Below are 26,095 nucleotides of genomic sequence, written 5' to 3'. Positions count from 1 at the left end.
ACGACCATGCCCGTGGACCCCACAGACCCTGACACCTTCGAGGCCGAGGGCACTGCCACCATCGAAGCAGAAGCACCGGAGACCGACTCGGCGGAACAGCACGCCTACCTCGCTCGGCAGTGCGACGCGTTTCTCGCCGATGGCGACCCCGACTCCGCTGACGAGCGTGACCGGGCGGAGCAGGCCCGGGTGGTGGAGCTGAACGAGGACGACTACCGCTGAGCGGTTCCCCCGATTGTCTGGGCGGCGGTCCCGCGACCGATGCCCCGCCTGCCCGGTGAGGCGAAGCCCTATCGGTGGCCGGCCCGGTGCCAGGAGCCCCCGATACGGGGGCATTGGTTCGGCACCGGGCCGGCCACCGGCCGGTGTCAGCCGTGGTTGCGGGCCGAGCGCCGCCGCGCGGTCAGCATCAGGGTGGCGGCACCGGCTGCCACGACCCCGGCGCCGCCGACCGCCAGCACGGTCGTACGGCTGTCGCCGCCGGTCTCGGCGAGACGCCCGCCTTGGGCGGACGGGGCGTTCGCGGCCTTCGCCGTGGCGCGGGGCTCATGTCCGTCCCCCGCCTGCGTGGTGTCGCCGTGACTGCTTTCGGCGGGCCCGCTCTTGGTGTGCGGGCCTTCGCCGGGTCCGTCACCACCGTGCCCGCCGTGGTCGACCGTCGACTTTCCGGCTGCCGTGGCGATCTGTTCGTCGCTGGGAGCGGACGCCGGTGCCAGTGCCTTCGTTGCCGGAGCCTTCTTGCCGAAGTCCACATCGGAGCAGGTGTAGAAGGCTTCGGGGCTGTCGGACCGCTGCCAGACGCTGTAGATCAGGTGACGGCCCGACCTCTTCGGGACCGTGCCGTCGAAGACGTAGCTTCCGTCCTTCAAGGTGGGGTCGGTGACCTTGGCGAACGGCTTCGCCTCCAGGTTCGCCCACGTCAGCGGCTTCTTCGGGTCGTAACCGGCCTTCGTGATGTAGAGCTCGAACGTGCCGCGGTGCGGAGCCGTCGCCCGGTAGCGGAAGGTGTGCTTTCCCGAAGCCAGTTTCGTCCCCGGCCAGTCGGCGCGCGGCAGGTCCAGGCCCTTGTACTTGTCACGTCCGGCGCTGCACAGCTTGCCGTCCGGGATGATCTGGCGGTGGCGCCCGGCGGCGTCGCCGATGTTGACCTCGTTCCAGTCGTAGAGCGGCTGGGTGCCCCCGGCGGCGACCATCGCCTTGCAGGCAGCCGAGCGCGGATGCTCCGGTCCCTCGGCGAAACAGGCGGACACACGGCTGACGGGATCCGTCATGGAACCGTGCGCCGCGGCCGGTCCGGCGGTCAGCGCGGCGAGGGCGAGGGGCGTGATTCCGACCAGGGATATCCGTACGGCCTGGGGACGCATGCGCATGGAGGGCTCCTTGTGGGTGAGGGGGAGGGACCCCGCACGCCGGCGCGAGGTGGGGGGTGCCGTGCGTGCGGGGCGGTGTGGGGGGACAGAGGGAAGGCGAGGGGTGGGGGGAAGCGGGAGGGCGTCAGCCCCGGAGGGCCGCAAAGGCCTTCGTGAAGGCGAACTCGTCCTGGAGGACCGAGCTGCACGTCGCGGAAGCGGACTTCTGCGCACCGCCCGGGCATTGCTTGTCGCGCGTGGCGGACCACATCGACAGCCAGCCGATCCCCCTGGACCGGGCGAACGTCACCAGCTGAGCCGCGTCGTCGACCTTGAAGATCTCGGTGGCCACGTCGTTGACGCCGATCATCGGGGTGACCGCCACCGTCTTCCACGCGGCCTTGTCGCTGAGCCCCAGCACGCCCTTGACCTGGGCCTGTGTCGCGGTGGCCGCGTCGATGGCGTACTGCCCCATGTCGCCGTCGAAGGACGCTCCGTAATCCATCGCCATGATGTTGACCGCGGATATGGACACGCCGTTCTTCTTGGCGTTCGCCACCAGGTCGACACCGTCCTGGGTGAGGCCCGTGGGCATCACCGGCAGGGTGAAGGACACATCGAGTCCAGGGTGCTTCTTCTGCAGCAGAGCGATGGCTCGGGCGCGCCGGGTGTTGGCGGCCGTGTCGGGCAGTGCGCTCCCTTCGATGTCGAAGTCGACCTTGGTGAGCTTGAACGCGTCCACCACCTTGCCGTACGCGGCGGCGAGCTCGTCGGCAGAGGAGCAGACGAGGCCCAGTTCGGAGCCGGCGGCGCCGCCGAAGGAGACGCGCACATCGCCGCCCGCCTGGCGCAGCGGACCGATCTGCTGGGCCACGGGGTTGGAGCCGATGTCGCTCACGCCGCCCCACTTGGGGGTGCAACCGCCGCCGGAGGTGACGAAGGCGAGGTTGAAGTTCTTGACACCGGTCTTCCTGGCCGTGCCCAGGAGGTCGTACGCGGGGTGGAGGAGCGTGTCGACGTACGGGGAGAAGGCGGCGGCGCCCTTGCCGCCCGGCGCCGGGGAACTGGCGGTCGGCTGCGGCTGCGACGGCTTGGACGTCGGCTTGTTCGGCCGGGACGTCGGCTTGGAGGTGGCTTCCGATGTCGGCTCGGACGTCGGCTCGGTGGAGGGCTGCGGGCCGGGGGAGTCGGTCGGCGAACACTTGCCGTTGTTGATCCGGCACGTGACCGGGCCGCCGGCCGCACCGTCCCCGGTCGCGACGAACCCGACAGTCACGGACTTGCCGGGGGCGATGGTCCCGTTCCAGCTCTCCGGTTCGACGGTGACGCTCCGGCCGCTGACCGTGTGCTTGCCGTTCCACAGTGAGGTGACCTTCGTGCCCTCAGGCAGCTCGAACGTCAACGTCCAGTGCGGCAGCTCCTCGGCCGTGTCGTTGGTGACCACGAACTGCCCGGTGTAGCCGCCCGTCCAGGTGTTGGTCCGGGAGAAGGCCGCGCCTACGGACGCGGCGTCGGCCGTACCGGTGAGCGTGAACGTCGCGCCCGTCGCCAGCGTCACGGCGATGCCGATACCGACCAGCTTGGCCTTGCGGCTCACTCGTCGGCGATGTGCGGAGGAACCCATCGCGTACCTGCCTGTCATCTGTTGGGGGGTGACGCGGCAGCACGCTAGCGAGAACGAATCGGACCAATCGTCGAATGGTGAGCCCGGCCCCGCTATTTATGGCGGGCTTAAGAACCGCATGGGTGACGGTTAAAGAAGCGGGGCCGACCGGGTACCGGGTGCCGGTCGGCGTGCCGGCTCAGGAGTCCCGCCGACCGCCCGGCTCCCGTCCCGCGCGGGAGCGACGCATCCGGCGGCGCCGTTCACGACGTCGCGGCTTGCCCGCGCCGCCCAGCGAGAGCCACACAAGCACTTCCGTACCGCCGAGCACCGACCGCCCGATCCGGACGTCACCGCCTGTGGACTCCGCGACCCGGCGCACGATGTCCAGGCCGAGGCCGGTGGAGCCGGGCCCGCCGTCGCCATGGCCGCGCCGCAGTGCGGCGTCCGGGTCCGCGATGCCCGGCCCCGCGTCGGAGACGAGCACGATCACGGCGTCCTCGCTGTGGTGAACGTCCACCGCGAAGGCGGTGCCCTCGGGTGTGTGCCGGAAGACGTTGCCGAGCATCGCGTCCAGCGCGGCGACGAGTTCCGGACGGGCGACGGGGACCCGTACGGTCGCGTCGACACCCGCCAGCCGTACCGCACGCCCCTCGTCCTCGGCGAGCGCGGACCAGAAGTCCATCCGGTCGCGAATCACTTCGCAGGCGTCACAGCCGAGCGAGGGCCGTTCCTTGCGTTCCCCTTGTTCACGGGCGGCGCAGATCAGCTGGTCGACCTCCCGTTCCAACTGCGCGACGGCGGCGCGGGTCTGCTCGGCGGCGGGGCCCTCGCCGAGCGACGCCGCGTTGAGGCGAAGAACGGTGAGCGGGGTGCGCAGCCGGTGCGAGAGGTCGGCGGCGAGCTCCCGCTCATGGGAGAGCAACTGCACGATCTTGTCGGCCATGGAGTTGAACGCGACGGCCGCGGCCCGCAGTTCCGGCGGGCCGCTCTCGCGGACGCGCACGCCCAGCTTGCCCTCCCCGAGCTCGGCGGCGGCCTTCGCGAGCCGCTCCGCCGGGCGTACCAGGCGCAGCCCGAGACGGTCCGCGGTGGCGAGGGAACCGGCGATCAGACCGAGGCCCACACCGGCGAGAATCGCCCAGGACGTGGTGACCCCGTTGCTGACCGCGCGGTGCGGCACGTACACCTCGACCACCGCGAACTCGCCGGTGCTGAGGGCAGTCGGCTGGAGCAGGGCGTAACCGCCGGGCACGGAGGTGACGGCGGAGCGACCACGACGGGCCGTCTCCACATCCCGCGGGTCGGCCCGGCGCCGGCCGATGTCGTACGCCTCGTGCGTGCCGCGCGCATCGATACCCGCCTCCTGCCGTGAGCCGTCATTGCCCGGTACGTGGACGGCCAGTCGCCCGTCCCCACCGGCCTGCGAGCTGGCGACCGCCCGCTCCAACTGCTCGCGGTCGGTGGTGATGGCGAGGGCGGGGCGTATCTGGGCCGCCTGCCGTTCGGCGTCGGCGAAGGCACGGTCCCGGGCCAGCTCCTTGACCACCAGCCCGAGCGGAACGGCGAAGGCCAGCACCACCATCACCGTGACGGCCAGCGAAACCCTGACGAGGGCCCACCTCACGCCTGCTCCAAGGGAGCCTCCGCAGGCACCGGGGGTGGCCCCTCCGGAGGCTCCAACTTCACCCCGACCCCGCGGACGGTGTGCAGATAACGCGGCCTGGCGGCAGTCTCGCCCAGCTTCCGGCGCAACCACGACAAGTGCACATCGATGGTCTGATCGTCGCCGTAGGACTGCTGCCAGACCTCGGCGAGGAGCTCCTTGCGCGGTACGACGACCCCCGGGCGGCCGGCCAGATAAGCGAGCAGGTCGAACTCACGCCGGGTCAAGTCCAGCGCCTCGCCGTCCAATTCGGCCAGTCGGCGTAACGGGTCGACCGACAGGCCACCGACCCGCAGTGCCCCGGACGGCACCGCCTCGCCCACCGCGCCACCCCTGCCCGCCCGGCGCAGTACGGCGGCCATGCGCGCGGTCAGGTGCGCCACGGAGAACGGCTTGACCAGGTAGTCGTCGGCACCGTCGGTGAGCAGCCGGATGATCTCCGCTTCGTCGTCCCGTGCGGTGGCCACGATGACCGGCACATCGGTGATGCCGCGCAGCATCTTCAAGACCTGCGCCCCGTCGAGATCCGGCAGTCCCAGGTCGAGGATGACCAGGTCGAAACCGACCTGTGCCACTTCCCGCAATGCCTCGAGAGCGGTCCCGACGCTGCGCACGGTGTGCGAAGCCTCGGTCAGCTGCCGGATGAGGGCGGAGCGCACGAACGGATCGTCCTCGACTACGAGCAGTCTTGCCATGGGCCGCACCGTACGCCATACGGGTGAGGCACTATGAGCCAGGTGAGGCGAGGAATCATGCAGGTTCTGCTGTGGGTGCTGGCGACCGCGGCCGCCATGGCCGTGTCCTGGTACGGGGTACGTACCGTGCTGGCGGGCACGGCCTACGAGCCGCCGCGCGCGCTGCCGATCTCCGGCACCAGGGCGCCGACAACAGGCGGGCCGGCTTCCTCCACGCAAGCTCCCGAACCGACGGTGTCTCCCTCACGCCCGGACACCACGGCACCGTCCGCGGCACGCGTCACGCCCGCGCCCACACGCGAGGTGGCGCGACAGCCTGATGCGCAACCCACGGCAGGTGCCACCGAGGTGAAGAGCTACCCGGTCCGGGGCGGGCGGGCGGTCTTCGATCTCGGCGAGAGCTCGGCCACGCTCGTCTCGGCGACACCGGACGAGGGGTGGCAGATGCGGGTATGGAAGCAAAATGCCTGGATCCGGGTGGACTTCGTGGCCGGCACGAAGACGACTTCGGTGTTCGTCACCTGGAACGGCCACCCGCCCCAGGTCCAGAGTGTGGAGAGCTGACCCCATCGACCGGTGCCGGGGATGTCAGACCCCTGTGATGTTGTTGGCGCGTTGGTACTGACGCGGGTGCGAAGGGGGATTTACGGGTGAATCGCGAGGAATGGCAGGCGTTCTTGACCCTCTGGAGCGAGGAGTGGATACGCGGTCACGACCCGGCGAGCGACGGACCACTGGACGCGGACGTCAGGGCGAACGGTTGGCTCGGTTTCGCCCCGGCGAGTGCGGACGCGCTCACCGAAGCCGAGGCCCGCCTGGGACGTCCGCTTCCGCCGTCACTCCGCTCATTCCTGCTGACCACCGACGGATGGCGGGACGCGGGCTGTTTCATCTATCGCGTCGCGGGCACGTCCGAGCTCGACTGGCTGGCCGACACGGACGACGCCCATTGGATCGAGGTGTACAACGAACTCGCGGAAGAGGACGAGGACGACGAGGATGATGAGGACGGTGTCGGCGGCGAGGAGCAGTTTCGGTCAGCCGCCGACGAGGCCGCCATCCTGCGCCGGTCCCTGCGCCTCTCCCTCGAAGGCGACGCCGCGGTGCTGCTCCTCGACCCGGACGATGTGGACGAGCACGGCGAATGGGCGGGGTACTGGCTCTCGTCGTGGTCCGGGGAGGGGCCGGAGCGCTTCGCCTCGTTCCACGATCTGATGCGTGATCAGTACGTCACCTTCCACGGTCTGCGGAGGCCCGCGGGCACGACGCGCGACCACTGGGACGCGGAGGTCGAGCGGGCCCGGACCGCCTTGCTCACCGGCGAGATCGACGCGCCCATGGAGGTGCTGAAGGAGGCTTCCGCGTTCGGCCGGTGCCGCGCGGACCTCTTGCGCCTCCAGGTTGTGGGGATGCTCGGTGACTGGCAGACGGTGCCGCTCGACCGCGTCGTCTCGCCTTCCCGCGATGGTGTCGGCTTCGAGCAGGATCCCCTGTTCGCGGCGGAGTTGCTCCCGTTGATCTTCGCTGAAGGAAGGCTCACCGGGCGTGGTGAGAACTTCACCGAGCAACGGGTGCTGGAGCACGGGCCGGCGAACGTGCACGCCCTCATCACCGGATTCGCGGACCGGAGCAGTGCTCCCGGTTTCCGTCTCACCTTCGGCAATCCGGAGTTCGACGCCGCGGTGCACTCCCTGCTGGCCAGGCTGACCGCTCACCCGGCGTTCGGTGTTCCGGACCCGTTCGAGGGCGTAGAACCGTTGGTGTGTGTGGACGGTGCCCTCGTGGAGGAGTTCGAGAAGGCGAGGGAAAGCCGGCGTCGGCTCATCGACGCCGCGTGGCCCGAGCTGAGGGAAGCCATCGCGCTGTGGCGCCCGGTGAGCGAGAACCACGTCGCCCCCGTCGTTCTCCTCGCGGACCCCGTCCTCGCCGAGATGATCACCGAGGAGCGCGGGCGGGAGATCCTCTCGATGAGCCGAGGGTGACGGACGTGCCTACCCGTCGTGGCAGTGGCGGGTGGCCGTGCCGGCCTTCCCTGCCCGGCATCCTTCAACGCCGTGCAGGGCGACCGATGTGCGGGTGGCCGTGCGAGGATCCAGGAACTGTGTTCGGACACTGTGGAGGATGAGAATGTTCGCGCTATCCCTGGGAGACGGAGCCGAGCTGGGGCCTCTGGAGCCGTGGCAGGCCGAGGAGTTCCTCGCCCACATGGACCGCGGCCGTGAATACATCGGCCGGTACGTCGGGCTCCCCGACGTGGCAGCCGACCTCGATTCCGCGCGGAACTGGCTCCAGGTGTACGCCGACAAGGCCGCCGCCGACACCGGCCGGCTGTACGGCATCCGGCTGGACGGGCTCCTCGTCGGCGGCGTCCTCCTCAGGGTCTTCGACGCGGCTGCGGGCAACTGCGAGGCCGGTTGCTGGCTGGAGCCCGCCGCCGCCGGACGCGGTCTCGTCACCCGCGCCCTCCGCGTGATCATCGACTGGGCGGTCCAGGAACGCGGAATCCACCGCGTGGAGTGGCTGGTGTCCCCCGAGAACACACCGAGCATCAACGTCGCCAAGCGGCTCGGCATGAGCCTCGAAGGAGTCCAGCGCGAGAACGACCTCTACCGAGGCGTACGGCAGGACACCGAGATCTGGTCGGTGCTCGCACCCGAGTGGCAGGCCGCGCGCGGCGCCCGTTCCTGACCCGGCCTCTACCGGCTCTGGCCGGTGTCCCTCAGCGCGGCGGGTCGGACAGTCGATTGCCGTCGCTGAGCAAGCCGGCCCGCTTGACGTGGCGGAGCACCGGGACGACCTCCAGTTGGTGAACGGACTTGAGCGTACCGATCCCTTCCGTCATATACGTGTACAAGGCGTGCTGGTCCCTGCAGAGCACCGTGGCGGCGAGGTTCGTGGTGCCGGTCGTCGCCCCGACGAACGGGACTTGGGGGTGATCGGCCAGCGCACGGCCCACCTCGGCCAGGTCGCTGGGAGGCACGGTCAGGGCGAGGGCGGCCTCCGTCTGGTACCCCAAGTGGACGGGAAGTATTTCGACGTCGAAGGAGAGGGCGCCGTGACCGCGCAGGTACTCCAGACGGCGGCGAACCGTGGACTCCGAACGGCCGGTTGCCTTCGCGAGCTCGGGGTAGCCCGCCCTGCCGTCCCGCGCGAGTACGGACAACATCGCGTGATCCGAGTCGTCGAGACGAATGGTGTCATCGTGGCTCACCGCGGGGGGTTGCAGTGCCCTGATCTGCTCGTCGCTCAGCTCGGCCGGCCCCAGCCAATGGCCCGGACTGCTGGTGTACCGGTGGAGCATGTTATGTGCCGACACGCCTGTGACCTGCTGAGTACGAGGCAGCTTCTGGAGGAGGAGGTTCTCGTGATCCTCCCGGGTGCGTGAGCTGACCAGGCATCCGACCTCGGTGCCACCGGAGTAGATCTTGACCCAGCCGGTGTCGGGGCGGCGGGCGAGCGCCTCGGCGATGGCCAGGGCAGCCCCCGGAACGCACCGGATGCGCAGCCTGGATTCGAACAGTCCGACCCGGCTGCCCACGGGCAGGCCGAGCACGCGGAGCAGCCCCGCCCCGTGCAGCCGTCGGTATCGGCGGATCACCGTCTGATCGGTGGTCTCCAGGACGGTGGCGAGACGGCTGAACGCGGCCCGGCCGTCGATCATCAGAGCTTGCGCGAGCCGTCGATCGAAGAGATCAAAGCCATGGGTGCCCATGATTTCCATCATTTCACAGCTCCTGATCACCGAGTTCCGTCATTCAGGGGCGCTGGATTCCCGGAAACTGGTGGACATGCGAGGTTCTACCCGTGTCGGGTCGTGCGGTGATCCGGGCAGGACCCACGAGGTCTCCGCCCAGCACGCCCGACCTTGTCGGGGAAAGACCTCTGGAGGTTCGGATGCGTAAGTGGCTGCCGCTCGTAGCGGTGTGCCTGGGGACGTTCATGCTGCTCGTGGACGTCACGATCGTCGTGGTGGCGCTGCCCGACATGGCCGAGAGCCTGCATACCTCCTTCGCGGACCTGCAGTGGGTGATGGACGTCTACGCCCTGGCGCTCGCCGCGCTGCTCCTGGGCGTCGGCTCTCTCGCCGACAGGATCGGCCACCGGCACGTGTACGTAGGCGGCCTGACGCTGTTCGCGCTCGCCTCGCTGGCGTGTGGGCTGGCGACGGGTCCCCAGGCCCTGATCGCCTTTCGCGCCGTGCAGGGAATAGGCGGGGCGGCGATGCTGGCGACCACGACGGCGCTGATCGGCAGCATCTATCACGGCAGGGACCGCGGGGTGGCGTTCGGCGCCTGGGGAGCGGTCAGTGGCGCGGCCTCCGCCGCGGGACCGGTCCTGGGCGGTGTGCTGACCCAGCACCTGGACTGGCGCTGGATCTTCTTCGTGAACCTTCCCATCAGCGTGCTCGCCATCGCGATGACCCTGCGATTCGTCGTCGCGACCCACACCCGCGGATCGCGGGGCGTGGATCTGCCCGGCATGGCGACCTTCACTCTCGCGGCGGGATCCGCCACCTATGCGCTGATCAAGGGCAGCGAGCACGGCTGGACGTCGGCCACGACCCTGGGGCTCTTCACTCTCGCGGCGGTGGCGCTGCTCGCCTTCCTCGTGATCGAGACGCGTCGGCGGCAACCCCTGCTGGACCTCACACTCTTCCGCCAGGGATCGTTCTCGGGACTCATGATCGCCGCGGTGCTGTTGTCCGTGGCCGCGTTCTCCTACCTGGCCTACACCTCGCTGTGGCTCCAGTCCGTACGCGGCATGGGGCCCGTGGCGGCGGGTCTCACGTGTCTGCCCATGAGCGCGGCCGCGTTCGTCGTCGCGTCGTTGTCCGGGCGCTTCCTGCACGGGGCCTCGGCGCGCTGGATGATCGGGCTCGGGCTGCTGCTGATCGGTGGGGGTGCGCTCCTCCAGGCGACGATCGACGCGGATTCGAGCTGGACCGTTCTCGTCCCCGGCCTCGCGGTGACGGGTATCGGCGTCGGGCTCGCCACTCCCATGCTCGCGTCCGCGGCGTTGGCGTCCGTCGGGCCCGAACGCGGTGGAATGGCCAGCGGTGCCGTGAACACCGCACGTCAGCTGGGGAACGCCCTGGGCATCGCCGTTCTGGGCGTGGTCTTCCACGCCGGGCTGACCGGCTCGCTCCGCGACCACGGCCCGACCTCCGTGGCTGATCCGGCCGCCACGGCCGATGCGCTGGCAGGAGGCCAGGCGGGAGCCGTGGTCGCCCACGCGGGCTCCCCCCAGCAGCGGGCCGTGGCCGGTCGCCTGGTGCACGAGGCCTTCGCCGCCGGCCTGCAGCAGACCTTCTTGGTCTCGGGCGCCCTGGGGCTGCTCGGTGGCATCGTCGCGCTGGTGCTCATCCGGCGCCCCAGGACGCTCACGGCGACGGCACCTCACCGCGATGAGGCGAACGCCACCGGCGCGAAGGGTGCCTCGACCGCCTCGCCCCAACCGCCGGCGATGGCGGCAGGTGCGACGGGAGACGGGAGCCTGTAGACCGGGCCGGGGAGAGAACACATTCATCGGAATCGGGCTGCAGAGCACCACGTTCAACAGGGCCCCGGGGCGGACAACCGCCCCGGGGCCCTTCCTGCTCTGTCCTGACGCTCGGCGAGGTTCAGGTGATCGCCGCGGCCACGCGAAAGCGGGATCCGCGCAGTCTGGTAGAAGGCATAGGCGGATGCGGCGAACGGAAGGTATCCGAGGTAGCCGGGGAGCGGCATCCGGAAGATGTGAGGGTGCGAGAGGAACCCGGGGAGGTGATACACCCAGTGCCCTCCGACGGTCCGACAGTTCCAGAACTCCCAGAAGAACCCGCACGTCAGACCCGCCGCCGCCAGGACCAGGGGCAACCGCCACCGCCCCTGTGCCGCCTCGTCCCAGATGCTGGGCCGCCCCGCGCGGCTGTTGAGGGGATCGAGAATCAGCAGAGGGAAAGCCCACACCAGCGCGAACAACTGGCGGGGGAAGACCAGCATGAGGCCGAACGACGCCACGCCGAGTGCCACCGCACCCCACATCAGCGTCCGGTTGCGCGGCAGAAACGGCCCACGGCAGGGGCCGCGGAAGAGCCGGGTCGACCGCAGGAGCTCGGCGGTTTCGAACAGCGCGGGCAACACGGTGCTGAAGCACAACGAGAACAGCAGGACATGGCCGATCCGATTCTGCGGGACAGGGCGCACGTACGACCAGTTGTGCAGTACCCAGTTGCACCACTCGAACGCCCACCAGAACGGGACGGAGCAGACGAAGACAAGGAGGAAACGTCCCTTCCCGCGGTCGATGAGCGAGGTGCCCGTACGCCAGTGCACCAGGCCATCGGCCGTGAGAATGTAACCGAGCCACAGCCCGAAGAAGAACACCTCGGTCCAGGCAGTGGCCACGGTCCAGTACAGCCACCAGCTCACGCCCGTCAGAGCCAGGCCCGACGCGAGGCGCCGGGAGCCTTTGACGGTCGAGCCACGCTTCGGCCCGGCATCCCTGCTGGTATGCGCAGTCACGGGTTCTTGACGTCGCTGTCCTGGCCGTGGGTGACGGCGAGGAGTGCCATGTCGTCGGTGATGCACCCGCCGGTGTGACGGCTCACGTCCGTGAGGACGGCATCGAGCAGCGCGTCCGGCCCGGCGAACACCCGCCCGGCGAGTCCGGCGACGGGGTCGTAGAAGGCCCCCGTCCGATCCCGCGCTTCGGTGAGGCCATCGGTGTACAACAGGAGCGTCGTCCCCGGAGGGAACGGCACCGTGTCGGTCCGACCCTCGCCGGGGCCCAGCTCCGCCAGCGCCAAGGGGAGGGCCGGCTCGGATGACTCCGCGCTGCGCACCCGGCCACGGTGGAGGAGCAGAGGTGCCGGGTGGCCACGGTTGACCAGCCGCAGTTCATCGCCGGAGTGCGGGATCTCGGCCAGAACGCCGGTGACGAACCCCTCGGTCAGCTCGAGCCCCGCCCTCCGCCGTGCCTCCCGCAGCAGCCCCCGCTCCAGCCTGGCCGCGACCTCGACGAGGGTCGGCTCTTCCTCGGCGGCCTCCCGGAACACCCCCACCGCCACGTCCACCGCTTTGACCGCCTCCATGCCCTTGCCCCGAACGTCGCCGACCAGGCAGCGCACACCGTACGGCGTGTCCTGCACGCCGTAGAGGTCACCGCCGATCTGTGCGTCTTTAACGGCCGACTGGTAGCGCACGGCGATCCGCAGGGGACCGATCGAGGCCGGAGGCTGCGGCAGCACGGCGCGCTGCACGGTGAGGGCGATGCTCCGCGCGGACTGCAGCCGTACATCGCTGATGTACATGAGCCGGTTGACGACGATGGCGAGAGCCGAGACGGTCGCGACGGCCGCCAGCTCGCTCCGCCCGCCCGAACCCCCGATGAAGCCGAAGTGCGTCAGCAGCGCGGCGTCGGCGGCGCACGCGGCGACACCCGCCAGGATCGTCGCGCGCAACGACAGCAGTGCGGCGGCCGCCATCGGGGCGGCCGAGTAGAAGGCCTCGGCGCTGAAATGCGGGGAGGTGTAGTAGTCGAGCAGGGCGCCTCCGACCAGCAGCAGCGCAGGCAGCAACCGGACGTGGCGCAGACACCAGCGCTTCACGGCGGTGCGACCCGAGCTCGGTGCCCTCACGTGCCTGCTCCGCTCTTCCATGCCGTACAAGCCATACGACACCTCAAGCATCCTCGGGCCCGTTTCCGGCTGCCAGCTGTGGAGCGGCCGTATGGGTTCGGACCAACCGCCGCCGGGCCCCGTGCGACCGGTTCGGGTCTTCGAACGCCGGGCTCCGGCCGGACGTACCCTTCCCAGGACCGTAGGACAGTGGTGAGGCCGGCAGACAGCCGACGGGAAGGGCGCTACGTCTTCCACGAACTCGACATCGAACTGGTCGGCCGCCTCGGCGCCGACCTGCTGGGGAAGGCGCATCGCTGGGTTCTCTCCAGCGGGCCGGGTGGGAAGCCTCCCGCCCGCGACGGGTCGCGGGGCAGGTCCGGCCCACGTAAATGCGTTGACGCCCTCATCGGCGTTCCTCTACGTTGCACAACGCCCCTGTTGCCGTCGATCGGAGTAGGACGTTGCTCGTCTGAGGTCCTGAGACACCGCGCCTCGCAGCCACGCTTCGCCATAGCGTCGCCGCTGTCGGCGTTCCGTGTGCGACCTCGACGCATTGAGCCGTCCTCTCCCCGGTGCGGGGATTCTCTGTCCGCCCGCGCCGACCATGGTCGCCCTGTGGTGTCCCAACACGTTGCCCCTGGCCACCCCTCCAGCAACCATGTGAGGCCCGCATGTCCGCTTCCCCCACTTCCATCACCTGCACGTCGCTCTCCTACGTCTGGCCGGACGGCACCACCGTCTTCGAGGACCTCCAGGTCGCCTTCGGGCCCGGCAGGTCCGGCCTCATCGGTCTCAACGGGTCGGGAAAGTCCACTCTGGTCAAGTTGATCGCCGGAGAGCTCACACCGACCGAGGGCACGGTGCGCGTGGCCGGCGAGATCGGCTACCTGCCACAGAACATCACGCTCGACACCACCCTCCGCGTCGAGGACGTCCTCGGCATCACCGACAGGCGTGCCGCCCTGCACGCCATCGAGGCGGGTGATGCACGCGAGGAGCACTTCACCACAGTCGGCGACGACTGGGACGTCGAGGAACGTGCCACGGCGACGCTCGCCGGACTGGGGCTGGACCACATCGGCCTGGACCGCACCATCGGCGAGGTCTCCGGCGGGGAATCGGTCCTCTTGCGCATGGCCGCGCTGCTGTTGCGCCGACCGGATGTCCTCCTTCTCGACGAACCCACCAACAACCTCGATCTGCATGCGCGCCGACGCCTGTACGCGGCCGTCGAGACGTGGACCGGCGTCATGGTCGTGGTCAGTCACGACCGTGAGCTCCTCGACCGCGTCGACCAGATCGCCGACCTACGGGCGGGTGAGGTCACCTGGTACGGAGGCAACTTCTCCGCGTACGAGGAGGCGGTCGCCGCCGAGCAGGAGACGGCCGAGCGCCTGGTACGGGTCGCCGAGTCCGATCTGCGCAAGCAGAAGCGCGAACTGGCCGACGCCCAGGTCAAACTGGCCCGCCGCAAGCGGTACGGACAGCGGATGTGGGACACCAAACGCGAACCCAAGATCGTCATGGGAGAGCGCAAGCGGCAGGCCCAGGTCTCCGCGGGCAAACACCGCATCATGCACGAAGGCAAGCTCGCCGAGGCAAGGGAACGGCTCGACGAGGCCGTGGAGGCCGTGCGCGACGACGACGAGATCCGCGTCGACCTCCCGTACACGGCAGTGCCGCCAGGCCGCTCCGTACTCACCCTGAACGATCTCCACCTCAAGTACGGGGCCCGCGTGGAGGGCGAATTCGAGCTGCGCGGCCCCGAGCGGATCGCGCTCGTCGGCCGCAACGGTGCGGGCAAGACGACGCTCCTGCGCACGATCGCCGGAGAGCTGGACGCCGTCTCCGGGGCGGCGACGGCCCATGTGCCGCTGAGGTTCCTGCCCCAGCGACTCGACGTGCTCGACGACGAGCTGACGGTGGCCGAGAACGTGGCGCGGTTCGCCCCCGAGGCGACCGGCAACAGGATCAGGGCCCGCCTGGCCCGCTTCTTGTTCAAGGGAGCCCGAGCCGACCAACGAGCCGCGACCCTGTCCGGCGGTGAGCGCTTCCGGGCCACCCTGGCAGCCCTGATGCTCGCGGAACCCGCCCCCCAACTCCTGATCCTGGACGAGCCGACGAACAACCTGGACATGGCGTCCGTTCGTCAGCTGACCACGGCCCTGGCGTCGTACGAGGGCGCGCTGATCGTGGCCGGCCACGACATCCGCTTTCTGGAGTCCATCGCCGTGACGCGATGGCTGCGCCTGGACGGTGGACTGCGGAACACGACGGCAGAGGAGGTGCGCGCGGAGATGACGACGAACTCCGGGGGTGGCCAGGTCTGACAGAGTCCGCGTCAACCGGGAATCAGCAGATCGGGCGGGCTACTCGACGGCAGGTACCTCAAGACCGACCGGTCGGCGGGATCGGCGGGATCGGCCGGTGTCCGGTCTGCCGGTCAACGGACCAGCAGCGAAGCCTGGGATACGAACGCTTCAATGGCCTGCCTCGCCCGGGCATCCAGTGCGTCCCGCTCCACTTGGTCCCGTGCCGTCGACACATCCCGCGTGCACTGGTAGGCGAGCTCGGCCGCGAGGAGCACCTCCCGGTCAGGGGTGAGCAACTTGACTCGATAGAGCACTTGCCGTGTCGCTGTCCGGAGACGGTGCGCTTCGTCCCGTGCCGTGATGAAGGCCTCTCCGCCCGGGTCCTGCTGCTTGCGGTACCAGCGGTCCGCCTGGCCGTGGCGGTAGTCCTCCGCTGCCGCGGCGAACGAGCTGTACGTGGCGATGCGCTCCTGCCGGAGCGCTTCGGATCGCGCGAACAACTCACTGCGCCTGGACGCTAGGCGCTGGAAGATGTGCGTGATCACGGCACCCAGGAGCGTGCCCCCCACCGCTACGACGCTCGTCCATATGGCTTCCACGGCACCAGCTGATCACATCGGGTGCCGTGGCGGTGCCCGGTCGCGACAGAGCGCTCCCGGAATTACCGATGCCGAGGAATCGGACGCCGCCGGCCCGGCACCGACGCGCCCCCTTCGACGCGCCGGGCCTCGGGCCGGATGGGCTCAGGAGTGCCAGACCTCCTTGATGGTCTTCACCTTGCCCTCGGAGTCCAGCGTGATGTCGTAGATGTTCCCGGAGCAGCTGTACGGCTCCTTGACGGCACCGGCGTTCGTCATGCAGTCACCGGCGTGGGCCCACAGCTCCCCGACGGGCACGGTCTTGGTGGAGCCGGGTCCGGTGGCCAGTTCCGCCTTCACCTGCTCGGCGAAAAGGTAGTACTTCGCCTTGCCCTGACCGTGGTAGACCCAGTCGCTGGGCGTGCACGTGGGCTTGGCGTCCTTGGCTGACATCGAGCCCTTCGACGGGGGTGTGACGGGTTCGACCATCCTGTGGCCGGCCGGCAGCTTCGGCGGCTGCCCGCAGTCACCGGCGCTGTCGCCGTCGGCCTTGTCCGCGGAGGCACCACCCGCGGTCTGCTTCTCCGACGGCTGCGACGAGGTGCCGGAGCCGCCGGTGGCGCCCGCGGCAGTGTCCTCTTCCGGTCCGCAGGCAGTGGCGCTGCCGAGTGCGGCCACGAGCGCAAGTGCGCTGATGAAGTGACGCGTTGTTTTCATGTCAGGTCCCCCGATGGAAAAAAATGTCGTGATCATGTTCGACCGACGAGGTTTTGTACCTCACGGGACACGACGAAAGCCAATCGGGGCGCGAGGGGCAGCGCTCGAGCCCCGCTGGGGGCGCCATGGTCAGCCTTCGTGTGTCGTGATGGCGTAACCCTCCGGGCCGGCGAACGTGAACATCCTGCCGAAGGGGCCCTCTTCCGGCGCCCTGAGGATGGGAACCCCGGCGGCGTGCAGCCGGTCGTGCAGCGCCTGCGCGTCAGCGGTCCGGAACCACAGGGCTACTCCGAGGCCGGGACGCTCGACGGTGTCGAGGTCCACCCCCGGCAGCGGCTCGCGCACGGCGAACGGAATCGGCTCGGTGGGGAACACTACGGCGCCGGGGGGCGAGGCCGGTGCGCGGCGCAGCCCGAGGTGCTGCTCGTAGAAGGCGGCAGCCGCTTCGACATCGCGCACCTGTAGGGCGATGAAGTCCGGCCCGCTGAAGGTGACAGTCATGAGTACTCCCTGGTCAGATGGTATGTCAGGACTTTGACATGAGGGAAAGTAGACGCAGCCGGACACAGATGTCAAACTCCTGACATGCAAGATGGGACCCATTCCGGCCAGGCCCCGCCGCCCGCCGACGTGACCGAGCGCCTGGGATACCGCCTCAAGCGCACCGCCGCGGCCCTGCGCGGCACAATGGACAAAGCGCTGCGTGAGTACGGCATGACGGTGCCGCAGTACGCCTGTCTCGAACTCCTCGATCAGCGCCCCGGCTTGTCAAATGCAGAGCTGGCCCGCGGCACCTTCGTCACGCGGCAGTCCATGAACGTGGTCCTGCGCGGATTGCAGGACGCCGGCCTCATCACCCGGCCTGCCACGACCGACCGTGGGCGCGCTCTGCCGGCCCACCTCACCGAGGAGGGCCGGCGCCGCCTCGCGGCGGCACGCTCCGCCGTCTACGCCATCGACCAGCGCATGACCGCCGCCGTCCCGGAGCGACGTCTCGCGGACCTCCTCGCCGATCTCGACCGCATGGTGGCAGCACTCGACGGATGAGAAAGGTGCGCCGTGATCTGCCCGTTCCTCGGGGCGCGGCCCGCTTGGAATGGCGAATCGGTGCGGCCGGATTCATCCTGGAGCTACTCGCGCCACCCGGACAGGAGGATCGGCATGAATGCCCAGAGCAACGAAGGCGTCGCTGCGGACCAAGTCCTCACTGTGGAGGAAGGTGTGGAACGCAAGCGGAGTCTCTCCGGTCGCGCGGACGGACCGGAATGGCACTGGATGGGGAATTTCAGCGACCCCGAGGCGGCGGTCACTGTTGCGAACCAGCCTCCGGCGTGCCCGGCCGGGGGAGTGGTGTTCACCGTCAACGGCAACGTGGTCCCGGCGTGGATGTTCTTCTAGCGCCGATCCCGTACGAGCCCTCGTTCGGCTACTGACGAGGGCTCAATCGTGCCGCCCTGCCCTGCGCTCCGCCGCACCGGCGGCCAACCTGCGACATGATCGCAGCACTGAGGGGCCCTTGCCGGCACGCCGGCAAGGGCCCCTCTCCAGTGACGATGGCTCAGTGGTCGGAGTAGCTGAAGTCGCCCATGGTCCAGGCGGTGACGTCCTTGATCGCGACGCGGTACATGCCGCCCGTCTCGGGGATGCCGATGCTGCCTTGCAGGATGCGGGCGACGTGGAAGTGCAGATGCGTGGGCGGTTGGCTCCGGTTGGCCGGCTGGCCCGTTGTCTGGCCGGCGGTGAAGATGCCGGAGAACGGGCCGAGGTGTGCCGAGTCCGTCAGGACCTCCGACACACGCTCCCTCCATACGACTTCGGGAGCCAGCCGTCCGGTGATGACAGCGCCGCCGGTGACAACGGTCAGGGACATCTGATTGCTTTGCTCGGACTCCACCATGGCGGCGACATCCACGAGCAGTTCGTCAGGGATCGACATGAAAGCTGATTCTATCCGCCGGGCCCGGTCGGCTGGGCGGGGGCGGGAGAGGGTGAGGTGGTACGCGGTAGGGCGGCCGTGCAGGCGCCGCTTCAGCGACCAGTGGGGACCCCGGCGTCTCGTTGCGCGGCGCAGGTTTCCTCCATCTGGGGCCCTCCAAAATCTATGCTCACGGTAGTAGACATCGGGACGTCGCCCAGCTAATGTTTCTGCCGTAGACGAGGTCAGACGAGACCCGGCAGAGATGAACTGGCGGGTAGTAGTACGTGAGTTCGCAGTTCAGGGTGGCTGTGGAGTTCCGGAGCCAGATTTTTGCAGGACGGTGACGGGGCTGACAGCCGCCCTGGGTGGCCCGCAGGTTTCAGGGGCCGCCGACAGCAAGCACGGCAGTTCGTACGACCGCTGAGTTACGGCCGTGCGGGAAGTCCATTCAGAGGGAGAACGGAGGAAGCAGACGCCATCAGGATCGCCCGGCCGAGAGGTTCGGCTCGGGTACCGCAAGACCCCGGAACGGAAGGTGGTCCCCGGTCACGCATCAACGGTCCCCGCATTCCCGCCCTTCTGGGCGTGGCCGCGGAAACAGAAGGTCGGCGCGGTAGTACGCCGACGGATGGTGTTGGATTTCCTTCGGGGTCCTGGTGCCGTACGGCACCAGGACCCCTCGACCTGTTGCTCACGGGCTCCGTGACCTGCAACTCCCACGTGTACCAAGGCAGAGGGTGGAGGATCGAGCCCTGGTCGAGGTACATCCGCCACATGCTCGGGCCGCCACGCCGTGCCGTGGAGGTGTAGAGCCCCAAATGGAACGGCTTCGTGCTGGGCGGAATCGGGTCCCCTGCCGGGTGCGACGAACCGTGCCCGTTCGAGGGGCGGGCTGTCGGGAGGGGCTCCGGGAGGTTCCGCCGGCGCGGGTTCCGTCGGGCGGGGGGTCGGCGTCCGAGGACGACGTGTCGCCCGGCCGGCACCCCGGAGCCCTTGACCACAGACCTGGCGCTGACATCGTCGCCGACCGTGTCATTGGAGTGCGCGGACCGTGGCGGCGAACACCGAGGGCAGCCGGGAGGCCGCCGGGACGACGAGACGGGCGGTGGCGGGATGCCGGGCAGCCCGGAGCAGGGCGTGGGTGAGGAGGCGGTGACGTCTGGTCAGGCGGGCCCAGGCCGCTTCGTACGTGTGGGGTGTGCCTGCGGCCAGACTCTCCACGGCCGCCCGGGCCGTGGCCAGGGCCAGGGCGATGCCTTCGCCGGTCAGGGCGTCGACGTACCCCGCCGCGTCACCGGTGAGGAGGACGCGGCCGGCTACCCGGTGGCGGGCCCGCTGGTGCAGCGGACCGGCGCCGCGCACGGTGCTCGCCGGCTGGCCGCGCACCCGGTCGGCCAGGGCGGGGAACGCCCGCAGGTGTTCGTCGTAGGGGCGGCGGGTGCTGCTGAGCACGGCGATGCCCACGCAGTCCTCACCCACGGGTGTCACATACGCCTCTCCCTCCGCCGACCAATGGACTTCCACACAGTCCGTCCACGGTGCGATCCGGTAGTGGCGGCGCAGCCCGTAGCGGGCGGGCCCGCCGACGGGCAGCTGCATGCCCAGGGCGCGGCGGAGCGGGGAATGCAGACCGTCCGCGGCGATCAGCCAGCGTGCCCGCCATTCCCCGGCGCTCACACCGTGCTCGTCCTGGCGTACGGCCTCGGTCCTGGTCGCGGCGAAGCGTACGCCCAGCTCGGCCGCCCGCTGGTGCAGGGCGGAGTGCAGGACGGTGCGGCGCACCCCCAGTCCCGGGTGGTGGCGGAACTCGGCCTCCACGCTGTGGTCACCGTCCACGTAGCGGATGCCCCGTAGCGGATGGCCCGGTACGTTCAGGCCGAGTGCGCGCAGGGCGGCCACGCCGCTGGGCATGATGCCCTCGCCGCAGGCCTTGTCCACGGGAGGCTCGCGGGGCTCGATGACCACCGCTTCCATGCCGCGCAACGCGGTGTGGATCGCTGCCGCCAGTCCGGCGGGGCCGCCGCCCGCCACCAGGACGTCGATCATGTGCGGGCGCCCGCCGCGGCGGCGGTGGCGAGTGCGGAGTCCTCGCACCGGATGCGGACGGTGAGGAGCCAGGCGTTCAGGACGGTGAACACCAGCGCGGTCACCCAGGCCCCGCCCACCAGGGGCAGGGCCAGGCCCTCGGCGGCCACAGCCACGTAGTTGGGGTGGCGAAGCCGGCGGTAGGGGCCCGCGGTCACCAGGCGCAGTCCGGGGACGACGATGACGCGGGTGTTCCACTGCTTTCCCAGAGTGTGGATGCACCACCAGCGCAGAGCCTGGGCGGCGAGGACGACGGCGAGCATCGCCCAGGTGAGCACCGGCGGGACGGGCCGGTGGGCGACCAGCACTTCGAGCGGGCAGGCCACCAGCAGCCCGGTGTGCAGAACCACCATCCACCGGTAGTGGCCGTGGTCGGCGGGGGTGCCACCGCGGGCACGGCTCCAGCGCGCGTTGCGGCGTGCCAGGAGGAGTTCGCCGACGCGTTCCGCCGCGACGGCCAGCACCAGGGCTGTGTACCAGAGCATGTGCCCTCCGTTCTACCAGCGCAGCAGGACCAGTTCGCAGCAGAAGCCCGGCCCCATGGCCAGGAGCAGTCCGTGGGAGCCCGGCGGCGGACTGCGGCGTGCCAGGGTGTCGCGCAGGACGTGCAGTACGGAGGACGAGGAGAGGTTGCCGGCTTCGGCGAGGTGTTGCCAGGTGAGGTCGAGGGCACCGGCGGGCAGATCGAGGGTCTCGGTGATGGTGTGCAGGATCCTGGGGCCGCCCGGGTGGCAGATCCAGGTGGTGACGTCCTTGGTCTTCAGGCCGTGTTCGTCCAGGAAGTCGCGGACGTCGCCTGCCAGGTTGCGGCGGATCAGCTCGGGGACGACCGGATCGAGCACCACCCGGAACCCGGAACTGCCGACTTCCCAGCCCATGGCGTGCCCGGTGTCCGGGTACAGGTGACTGCGGCTGGCGACGACCACCGGCCCCTGGGCGGACCGGCCCGCGCCACAGGCGACGACCGCGGCGGCCCCGTCACCGAACAGACCGGTGGCGATGAGGTTGGCCGGTGAGGAATCCGCGCGCTGGAAGGTCAGGGTGCACAGTTCGACGGAGAGGAGGACGGCGACGTGGTCGGGCCAACCGCGCAGGTAGTCGTGCAGGCGGGCGATGCCCGCCGCCCCCGCGACGCAGCCCAGGCCGAACACGGGGAGCCGTTTGACGTCAGGCCGCAGCCCCAGCCGTCCCACAAGGCGGGCGTCGATGGAGGGGGTGGCGATACCGGTGACCGAAGTGAAGATCAGCAGGTCGACATCGGTGGCCCGCAGCCCGGCGGTCCGCAGCGCGCCACGGATCGCCCGGGCACCCATATCGGTGGCCGCGCGGATGAAAACGTCGTTGGCGCGGCCGAAACCCTCCAGCCGCCCGTACTCCTCCAAAGGCAGCACCATGTGGCGGGTGCGCACCTGGGTACTGCTGTGGAATCGGTCGAGTACCGCGCGGCCGCTCCCGTCCGGCAGGCAGGCTCCGCCCACCGCGTCGGTAATGGCTTTCTGGGGCTGTCGGTGGGGAGCCAGGAGGCCATGGACGGCTGTGATCCGGGTCGTCATATGTCTCCCGCCATGAGGGGTGCCGGGGTACCCGACGTGCCCTGTTGTTCCCCGTTCGCGCCGCGAGTCTGCGCGGGCACACCGCGAGTCGCCCGTCCGGCGGCCTCCACCGCCCGCCATTCCGTTCTACGATCATGCGGTGGAAACGGACCGGGCGCCGCTCGCCAGGCAGACCACCGCCAGTACGGGCCGACCGGTCCTGGCGCTGGCCGCGTCGTGCCACCCGGGGCCCTCGGCGGTGGTCACCGTTCTGGTGACCGTGCTGGCCGGCACCGCCGGACACTCGGCAGGCGGTTGCACACTGCTCGCGGCGGCGGTCCTGACCGGTCAGCTGTCCGTCGGCTGGTGCAACGACGCCTTCGACGCCCGCCGTGATGCCGCCGCGGGCCGCCCCAAGCCCGTCGCGACGGGAGCGGTGTCACCGCAGACCGTATGGGCGGCCGCACACACCGCGCTCGCGCTGTGCGTGCCACTGTCGCTGATGTGCGGCCCCCTCGCGGGCACCGTGCATCTGGCGGGGGTGGGAGCCGCATGGGCGTACAACCTCCGCCTGAAGGCCACGGTGTGGTCCTGGCTGCCTTACGCCGCAGGATTCGCGAGTCTGCCGGCCTTCGTCACCCTCGGCTCGGGCGCCCACGCGTGGCCCCCTTGGTGGGTGGTCGCAGCCGGCGCTCTGCTGGGCGTGGGCGCCCATCTGGCCGACACCGCGCCGGACATCCGCAGCGATCTGGCGGTGGGGGTGCGCGGCCTGCCGCACCGGCTCGGTACCTCCGGGACACGCCGGGTGCTGCCGGTGCCCCTGGTGGCGGCGACCGCGGCCCTGGCCCTCGGCCCGCCGGGTCCGCTCCCCGCCCTGGGGGCAGTCGCCCTGGCGACGGCGGCGGCGACGGCGTTCGCCGGGGCAGCGCTGGGTCGGACACACGCCAAGGTGCCCTTCGCCGCGGCCGTGGCGGTCGCGACGGTGGACGTGGCGCTTTTGCTGGCGCAGGGCAGTGAGATCACCTGAGGGCTCGGCGAAGCGCAGCTTTGGGCTGACGGAATCGCTGTACGCCGCTGAACGCGGTGCGCCGCCGACGCGCGGAGGGCTTGTCTGTCCAGAAAGGACGAGAAGGCAAAGAGGAATAACCACTCTTCGCCACTTCTAACTTATAGCGCACCAGGGGGCTTGCGGCAAGGCCCCGGTCGTGCGGCACAATCGCGGCTCGAGCTCATGACCTGCGGAAATAGGAGATCCACCACGTGCGTGTGTTGTTGTCGGTTCATGGGTCGTGCGGTGACGTCGAGTCGGTGGTGGGACGCGCACTGCGGGTGCGGGCACTCGGCACCGACATACGGGTGGGCGCGCCGTCGGCCGTCGCGGCAGTGACCTCGGACCGGAGCTGATGACCATGAACTCCCTGACCACCAGCGCGTTCGACCTTCCCGACCGCCTCTCCGCCAAGGCCGCCCCGGCGCTGATCGACGGCGACGAGCAGCACTTCGCGGCCATCTCCGAGAGCCTCGAGCAGGCGATCGCCGAACTGTCCGACCGTCTCGAGACCGTGCGCAAGGCACCCGGCGGCATCGGCCGGGAGGCGATGGACCGGGACACGGAGATCCACCGCCTGACCAGTCGTCTGCGCACTTTGCGACGCTTCGGCCTGGACCTGTGCCTGGGACACATCGTCCGTACGGACAACGCCGAGCCCGTGTACATAGGACGGCTCGGCCTCACCGACAGCACGGGGCGCCGGCTGCTGCTCGACTGGCGCTCCCCGGCGGCCGAGCCGTTCTTCGCGGCGACCCACGCCAACCCGATGGGCCTGGCGAGCCGCCGCAGGTACCGCTGGTCCCGCGGCCGGATCAGCGACTACTGGGACGAGGTGTTCACCGCCGACGGGCTCGAGGGGCACGCCGCACTGGACGACCAGTCCGCGTTCATCGCCGGCCTGGGCGGCAACCGGTCGTCCCGGATGCGCGACGTGCTCGCCACCATCCAGGCCGACCAGGACGCCATCATCCGTGCGGGATCCCGCGGCGCTCTCGTCGTCGACGGCGGTCCGGGTACGGGCAAGACCGTCGTCGCCCTGCACCGCGCCGCCCACCTCCTCTACTCCGACCCTCGCCTCGGTCACCGCCGGGGCGGCGTGCTGTTCGTCGGTCCGAGTCGGCCCTACCTGGCCTACGTCGCCGATGTCCTGCCCAGCCTCGGCGAGGAGGGCGTGCAGACCTGCACCGTGCGCGACCTCGTCACTGAGGGAGCCGGAGCACTGATGGAGACCGACCCGGGCGTGGCCCTCCTGAAGTCGTCCGCGGACCTGGTGAAGGCGATCGAACCGGCCGTCGGCATCTACGAGGAGCCGCCCACCGAGGGGATGACGGTCTCGACGCACTGGTCCGACATCTGGCTGAGCGCCGACGACTGGGCGGCGGCGTTCGAAGCAGTGGAACCGGGTACTCCGCACAACGAGGCGCGTGAGCAGATCCGTGAGGAGCTGCTCACGATCCTGATGGACAAGGACGACAGCGACGCCTCGCCCGAGCTGCTCCGCAGGTCCCTGCTGCAGGACCGGGAGCTGAACAGGGCCCTCAACCGTGCGTGGCCGATGATCGAAGCGAGCGACCTCGTCGGGGATCTGTGGTCGGTGCCCGCCTACCTGCGCAAGTGCGCGCCGCATCTCGCCCCCGATGACGTTCGCAGACTGCAGCGCAAGGACGCCCAGGCCTGGACCGTGTCCGACCTGCCGCTCCTGGACGCGGCCCGGCAGCGGCTCGGCGACCCCGAGGCGTCCGTACGCAAACGCCGACACGACGCCTCGGTCGCCGCCGAACGCGCGCGCAGGGTCGACGCCATCGACAGCCTGCTGCAGAACGTCGAGATCGACGAGAGCGAAGGCGCGGTGGGGATGCTGCACGGACGGGACCTGCAGGACACGCTGATCGACGAGAGCGCACTGCCCAGCGCCGAACCGGACCTGCTCGCCGGACCGTTCGCCCACATCATCGTGGACGAGGCTCAGGAACTGACCGACGCCGAATGGCAGATGCTGCTGCTCCGCTGCCCGTCCCGGAGCTTCACCATCGTCGGTGACCGCGCCCAGGCCAGGCACGGGTTCACGGAGTCGTGGCAGGAACGGCTCGAGCGCGCTGGGCTCGACCGGATCAACGTGGCTTCCCTGAGCATCAACTACCGCACGCCGGAAGAGGTCATGGCGGAAGCCGAGCTGGTCGTCCGCGCCGCGCTCCCGGACGCCAATGTGCCGACCTCCATCCGCAGCAGCGGCATACCTGTCGTCCACGGATCTGTCGCGGAGCTGGACTCGATCCTCGATACCTGGCTCGCCGCACATGACGACGGGATCGCCTGCGTCATCGGTGATCCCATGTTCCGGGCGACATCCCGGGTCAGGTCGCTGACGCCGGAGCTGTCGAAGGGGCTCGAGTTTGACCTGGTCGTCCTCATCGACCCGGAGACGTTCGGCCAGGGCATCGAAGGAGCCGTCGACCGCTATGTCGCGATGACCCGCGCGACCCAGCAACTCGTCATCCTCACAAGCTCCTGACGTCGGCCATCCCCTTGCCCCGCCTTGCCCGGCCGATCGTGTGGGTGCCTCGGGGATTCCGTCGTGAGGCTGCTTCTGCCCGGGCCCCGGCGTGAGCGGCGGTCACGGGGGGAACTCCGTGAACTTCACACTGTGATACTCGGGCAGTGTGCCGTTGTCGCCGGGGTTGAAGAATCCGAAGATCCCGCCATTGGTCGGGTAGCTGGGGCCCGTTTCCGGGCCCCAGCCCCCTCAGAACCGGACGTGCGGGTCGTCCCCGCATCCGGCTCAAGCGGGCCGCTAGGGCCGCGCGTGTTTCATGTCGTGCCCTCCAGCATGTAGTTGCTGGTGGCACGTGGAGTGCCTGAGTTCCAGGAAGATTATTCAGAAGTAGTGGATCATGTTGGGGTCCAGGTGCGGAGGAGTTCGAGCTGGACGGTGGTCTCGAGGGTCTCGGGGAAGCGGTCGAGGGGGCCGGGTAGTCCTCGGCGAGGACCT

The 26,095-nt window shown here is 69.9% G+C and carries 24 protein-coding genes; 10 read left to right on the top strand and 14 right to left on the bottom strand.

Translation table 11 applies throughout. From position 1 onward, the window contains the following. Positions 1-6 precede the first annotated feature (6 nt). On the top strand, positions 7-222 hold the full coding sequence (locus ACZ53N_RS30640) for a hypothetical protein (protein ID WP_469144077.1): 216 nt from the start codon (positions 7-9) through the stop codon (positions 220-222). A gap of 146 nt (positions 223-368) precedes the next feature. Here ACZ53N_RS30640 and ACZ53N_RS30635 read toward each other — a convergent pair whose 3' ends face one another. The 4 genes from ACZ53N_RS30635 to ACZ53N_RS30620 form a co-directional block, all read right to left on the bottom strand. Further along, positions 369-1,370 carry a lytic polysaccharide monooxygenase auxiliary activity family 9 protein gene (locus ACZ53N_RS30635; RefSeq protein ID WP_469144066.1) on the bottom strand — a complete coding sequence of 334 codons (1,002 nt, stop codon included), beginning with the start codon at positions 1,368-1,370 and terminating at the stop codon, positions 369-371. A gap of 124 nt (positions 1,371-1,494) precedes the next feature. Further along, positions 1,495-2,973, bottom strand: coding sequence for a cellulose binding domain-containing protein (locus ACZ53N_RS30630; protein WP_469144076.1), 1,479 nt, complete (start codon positions 2,971-2,973; stop codon positions 1,495-1,497). Between the two features lie 178 nt (positions 2,974-3,151). Further along, complete coding sequence (locus ACZ53N_RS30625) at positions 3,152-4,579, bottom strand: sensor histidine kinase (protein ID WP_469144065.1); 1,428 nt, start codon at positions 4,577-4,579, stop codon at positions 3,152-3,154. Further along, positions 4,576-5,313 (bottom strand): response regulator transcription factor, encoded by a 738-nt coding sequence (locus ACZ53N_RS30620; RefSeq protein ID WP_469144064.1) that lies wholly within the window; start codon positions 5,311-5,313, stop codon positions 4,576-4,578. The genes ACZ53N_RS30625 and ACZ53N_RS30620 overlap by 4 nt, the downstream gene beginning before the upstream one ends. Before the next feature lie 57 nt (positions 5,314-5,370). On the opposite strand from ACZ53N_RS30620, the gene ACZ53N_RS30615 reads away from it, so the two are divergent. The 3 genes from ACZ53N_RS30615 (at position 5,371) to ACZ53N_RS30605 (ending at position 8,001) form a co-directional block, all read left to right on the top strand. Then, positions 5,371-5,877 carry a hypothetical protein gene (locus ACZ53N_RS30615; RefSeq protein WP_469144063.1) on the top strand — a complete coding sequence of 169 codons (507 nt, stop codon included), beginning with the start codon at positions 5,371-5,373 and terminating at the stop codon, positions 5,875-5,877. An 86-nt stretch (positions 5,878-5,963) separates the two neighbouring features. Next, a complete protein-coding gene (locus ACZ53N_RS30610) occupies positions 5,964-7,295 on the top strand; it encodes an SMI1/KNR4 family protein (protein WP_469144062.1) in 1,332 nt (443 codons plus the stop codon). Between the two features lie 145 nt (positions 7,296-7,440). Then, the gene (locus ACZ53N_RS30605) at positions 7,441-8,001 is read left to right on the top strand and encodes a GNAT family N-acetyltransferase (protein WP_469144061.1); all 561 of its coding nucleotides are present in this window, start codon (positions 7,441-7,443) and stop codon (positions 7,999-8,001) included. Positions 8,002-8,032: 31 nt separating this feature from the next. Here ACZ53N_RS30605 and ACZ53N_RS30600 read toward each other — a convergent pair whose 3' ends face one another. Continuing rightward, positions 8,033-9,037 carry an AsnC family transcriptional regulator gene (locus ACZ53N_RS30600; RefSeq protein ID WP_469144060.1) on the bottom strand — a complete coding sequence of 335 codons (1,005 nt, stop codon included), beginning with the start codon at positions 9,035-9,037 and terminating at the stop codon, positions 8,033-8,035. 170 nt (positions 9,038-9,207) lie between these two features. Here ACZ53N_RS30600 and ACZ53N_RS30595 point away from each other — a divergent pair, with 170 nt between their 5' ends. After that, positions 9,208-10,812, top strand: a complete 1,605-nt coding sequence (locus tag ACZ53N_RS30595) for an MFS transporter (RefSeq protein ID WP_469144059.1) — start codon at positions 9,208-9,210, stop codon at positions 10,810-10,812. A 53-nt stretch (positions 10,813-10,865) separates the two neighbouring features. Here the strand turns inward: ACZ53N_RS30595 and ACZ53N_RS30590 are convergent, their stop codons facing one another. Beyond that, positions 10,866-11,723 carry a hypothetical protein gene (locus ACZ53N_RS30590; RefSeq protein WP_469144058.1) on the bottom strand — a complete coding sequence of 286 codons (858 nt, stop codon included), beginning with the start codon at positions 11,721-11,723 and terminating at the stop codon, positions 10,866-10,868. Positions 11,724-11,812: 89 nt separating this feature from the next. Next, positions 11,813-12,931, bottom strand: coding sequence for a PP2C family protein-serine/threonine phosphatase (locus ACZ53N_RS30585; RefSeq protein WP_469144057.1), 1,119 nt, complete (start codon positions 12,929-12,931; stop codon positions 11,813-11,815). A 653-nt stretch (positions 12,932-13,584) separates the two neighbouring features. On the opposite strand from ACZ53N_RS30585, the gene ACZ53N_RS30580 reads away from it, so the two are divergent. Then, positions 13,585-15,243, top strand: coding sequence for an ABC-F family ATP-binding cassette domain-containing protein (locus tag ACZ53N_RS30580; protein WP_469144056.1), 1,659 nt, complete (start codon positions 13,585-13,587; stop codon positions 15,241-15,243). Between the two features lie 113 nt (positions 15,244-15,356). On the opposite strand, the gene ACZ53N_RS30575 is transcribed toward ACZ53N_RS30580, so the two are convergent. The 3 genes from ACZ53N_RS30575 to ACZ53N_RS30565 form a co-directional block, all read right to left on the bottom strand. Further along, positions 15,357-15,824 (bottom strand): hypothetical protein, encoded by a 468-nt coding sequence (locus ACZ53N_RS30575; RefSeq protein ID WP_469144055.1) that lies wholly within the window; start codon positions 15,822-15,824, stop codon positions 15,357-15,359. Between the two features lie 144 nt (positions 15,825-15,968). Then, positions 15,969-16,520 (bottom strand): hypothetical protein, encoded by a 552-nt coding sequence (locus ACZ53N_RS30570; RefSeq protein WP_469144054.1) that lies wholly within the window; start codon positions 16,518-16,520, stop codon positions 15,969-15,971. 129 nt (positions 16,521-16,649) lie between these two features. After that, the gene (locus ACZ53N_RS30565) at positions 16,650-17,021 is read right to left on the bottom strand and encodes a VOC family protein (RefSeq protein WP_469144053.1); all 372 of its coding nucleotides are present in this window, start codon (positions 17,019-17,021) and stop codon (positions 16,650-16,652) included. 84 nt (positions 17,022-17,105) lie between these two features. Between ACZ53N_RS30565 and ACZ53N_RS30560 the strand changes: the two genes are divergently transcribed. Further along, positions 17,106-17,567 carry a MarR family winged helix-turn-helix transcriptional regulator gene (locus tag ACZ53N_RS30560; RefSeq protein ID WP_469144052.1) on the top strand — a complete coding sequence of 154 codons (462 nt, stop codon included), beginning with the start codon at positions 17,106-17,108 and terminating at the stop codon, positions 17,565-17,567. A 114-nt stretch (positions 17,568-17,681) separates the two neighbouring features. Next, positions 17,682-17,918: a hypothetical protein gene (locus ACZ53N_RS30555; RefSeq protein WP_469144051.1), complete on the top strand. Its 237-nt coding sequence runs from the start codon at positions 17,682-17,684 to the stop codon at positions 17,916-17,918. 160 nt (positions 17,919-18,078) lie between these two features. On the opposite strand, the gene ACZ53N_RS30550 is transcribed toward ACZ53N_RS30555, so the two are convergent. From ACZ53N_RS30550 to ACZ53N_RS30535, 4 genes are all read right to left on the bottom strand, one after another. Then, positions 18,079-18,456: a hypothetical protein gene (locus ACZ53N_RS30550; protein WP_469144050.1), complete on the bottom strand. Its 378-nt coding sequence runs from the start codon at positions 18,454-18,456 to the stop codon at positions 18,079-18,081. Positions 18,457-19,470: 1,014 nt separating this feature from the next. Beyond that, a complete protein-coding gene (locus tag ACZ53N_RS30545; RefSeq protein ID WP_469144049.1) occupies positions 19,471-20,484 on the bottom strand; it encodes an NAD(P)/FAD-dependent oxidoreductase in 1,014 nt (337 codons plus the stop codon). Then, complete coding sequence (locus ACZ53N_RS30540) at positions 20,481-21,008, bottom strand: isoprenylcysteine carboxyl methyltransferase family protein (protein WP_469144048.1); 528 nt, start codon at positions 21,006-21,008, stop codon at positions 20,481-20,483. Before ACZ53N_RS30540 ends, ACZ53N_RS30545 begins: the two co-directional genes overlap by 4 nt. A 12-nt stretch (positions 21,009-21,020) precedes the next feature. Next, positions 21,021-22,076, bottom strand: a complete 1,056-nt coding sequence (locus tag ACZ53N_RS30535; RefSeq protein WP_469144047.1) for a type III polyketide synthase — start codon at positions 22,074-22,076, stop codon at positions 21,021-21,023. A 139-nt stretch (positions 22,077-22,215) separates the two neighbouring features. On the opposite strand from ACZ53N_RS30535, the gene ACZ53N_RS30530 reads away from it, so the two are divergent. Continuing rightward, positions 22,216-23,082, top strand: a complete 867-nt coding sequence (locus ACZ53N_RS30530; RefSeq protein WP_469144046.1) for a UbiA family prenyltransferase — start codon at positions 22,216-22,218, stop codon at positions 23,080-23,082. A gap of 382 nt (positions 23,083-23,464) precedes the next feature. Then, a complete protein-coding gene (gene helR / locus ACZ53N_RS30525) occupies positions 23,465-25,618 on the top strand; it encodes an RNA polymerase recycling motor ATPase HelR (protein WP_469144075.1) in 2,154 nt (717 codons plus the stop codon). Positions 25,619-26,095 lie beyond the last annotated feature (477 nt).

Source organism: Streptomyces sp. NPDC033229 (genome assembly GCF_055576875.1).
The sequence above is the reverse complement of the archived record's forward strand: the minus strand, read 5'-3'. Positions and strand labels throughout refer to the sequence as shown.

Coding starts and splice junctions, on each gene's coding strand:
- ACZ53N_RS30640 (WP_469144077.1), top strand. CDS start 7: ATGCCCGTGGACCCCACAGACCCTGACACCTTCGAGGCCGAGGGCACT.
- ACZ53N_RS30565 (WP_469144053.1), bottom strand. CDS start 17,021: ATGACTGTCACCTTCAGCGGGCCGGACTTCATCGCCCTACAGGTGCGC.
- ACZ53N_RS30555 (WP_469144051.1), top strand. CDS start 17,682: ATGAATGCCCAGAGCAACGAAGGCGTCGCTGCGGACCAAGTCCTCACT.
- ACZ53N_RS30580 (WP_469144056.1), top strand. CDS start 13,585: ATGTCCGCTTCCCCCACTTCCATCACCTGCACGTCGCTCTCCTACGTC.
- ACZ53N_RS30560 (WP_469144052.1), top strand. CDS start 17,106: ATGCAAGATGGGACCCATTCCGGCCAGGCCCCGCCGCCCGCCGACGTG.
- ACZ53N_RS30630 (WP_469144076.1), bottom strand. CDS start 2,973: ATGGGTTCCTCCGCACATCGCCGACGAGTGAGCCGCAAGGCCAAGCTG.
- ACZ53N_RS30570 (WP_469144054.1), bottom strand. CDS start 16,520: ATGAAAACAACGCGTCACTTCATCAGCGCACTTGCGCTCGTGGCCGCA.
- ACZ53N_RS30535 (WP_469144047.1), bottom strand. CDS start 22,076: ATGACGACCCGGATCACAGCCGTCCATGGCCTCCTGGCTCCCCACCGA.
- helR (WP_469144075.1), top strand. CDS start 23,465: ATGAACTCCCTGACCACCAGCGCGTTCGACCTTCCCGACCGCCTCTCC.
- ACZ53N_RS30620 (WP_469144064.1), bottom strand. CDS start 5,313: ATGGCAAGACTGCTCGTAGTCGAGGACGATCCGTTCGTGCGCTCCGCC.
- ACZ53N_RS30595 (WP_469144059.1), top strand. CDS start 9,208: ATGCGTAAGTGGCTGCCGCTCGTAGCGGTGTGCCTGGGGACGTTCATG.
- ACZ53N_RS30605 (WP_469144061.1), top strand. CDS start 7,441: ATGTTCGCGCTATCCCTGGGAGACGGAGCCGAGCTGGGGCCTCTGGAG.
- ACZ53N_RS30550 (WP_469144050.1), bottom strand. CDS start 18,456: ATGTCGATCCCTGACGAACTGCTCGTGGATGTCGCCGCCATGGTGGAG.
- ACZ53N_RS30540 (WP_469144048.1), bottom strand. CDS start 21,008: ATGCTCTGGTACACAGCCCTGGTGCTGGCCGTCGCGGCGGAACGCGTC.
- ACZ53N_RS30600 (WP_469144060.1), bottom strand. CDS start 9,037: ATGATGGAAATCATGGGCACCCATGGCTTTGATCTCTTCGATCGACGG.
- ACZ53N_RS30615 (WP_469144063.1), top strand. CDS start 5,371: ATGCAGGTTCTGCTGTGGGTGCTGGCGACCGCGGCCGCCATGGCCGTG.
- ACZ53N_RS30635 (WP_469144066.1), bottom strand. CDS start 1,370: ATGCGCATGCGTCCCCAGGCCGTACGGATATCCCTGGTCGGAATCACG.
- ACZ53N_RS30545 (WP_469144049.1), bottom strand. CDS start 20,484: ATGATCGACGTCCTGGTGGCGGGCGGCGGCCCCGCCGGACTGGCGGCA.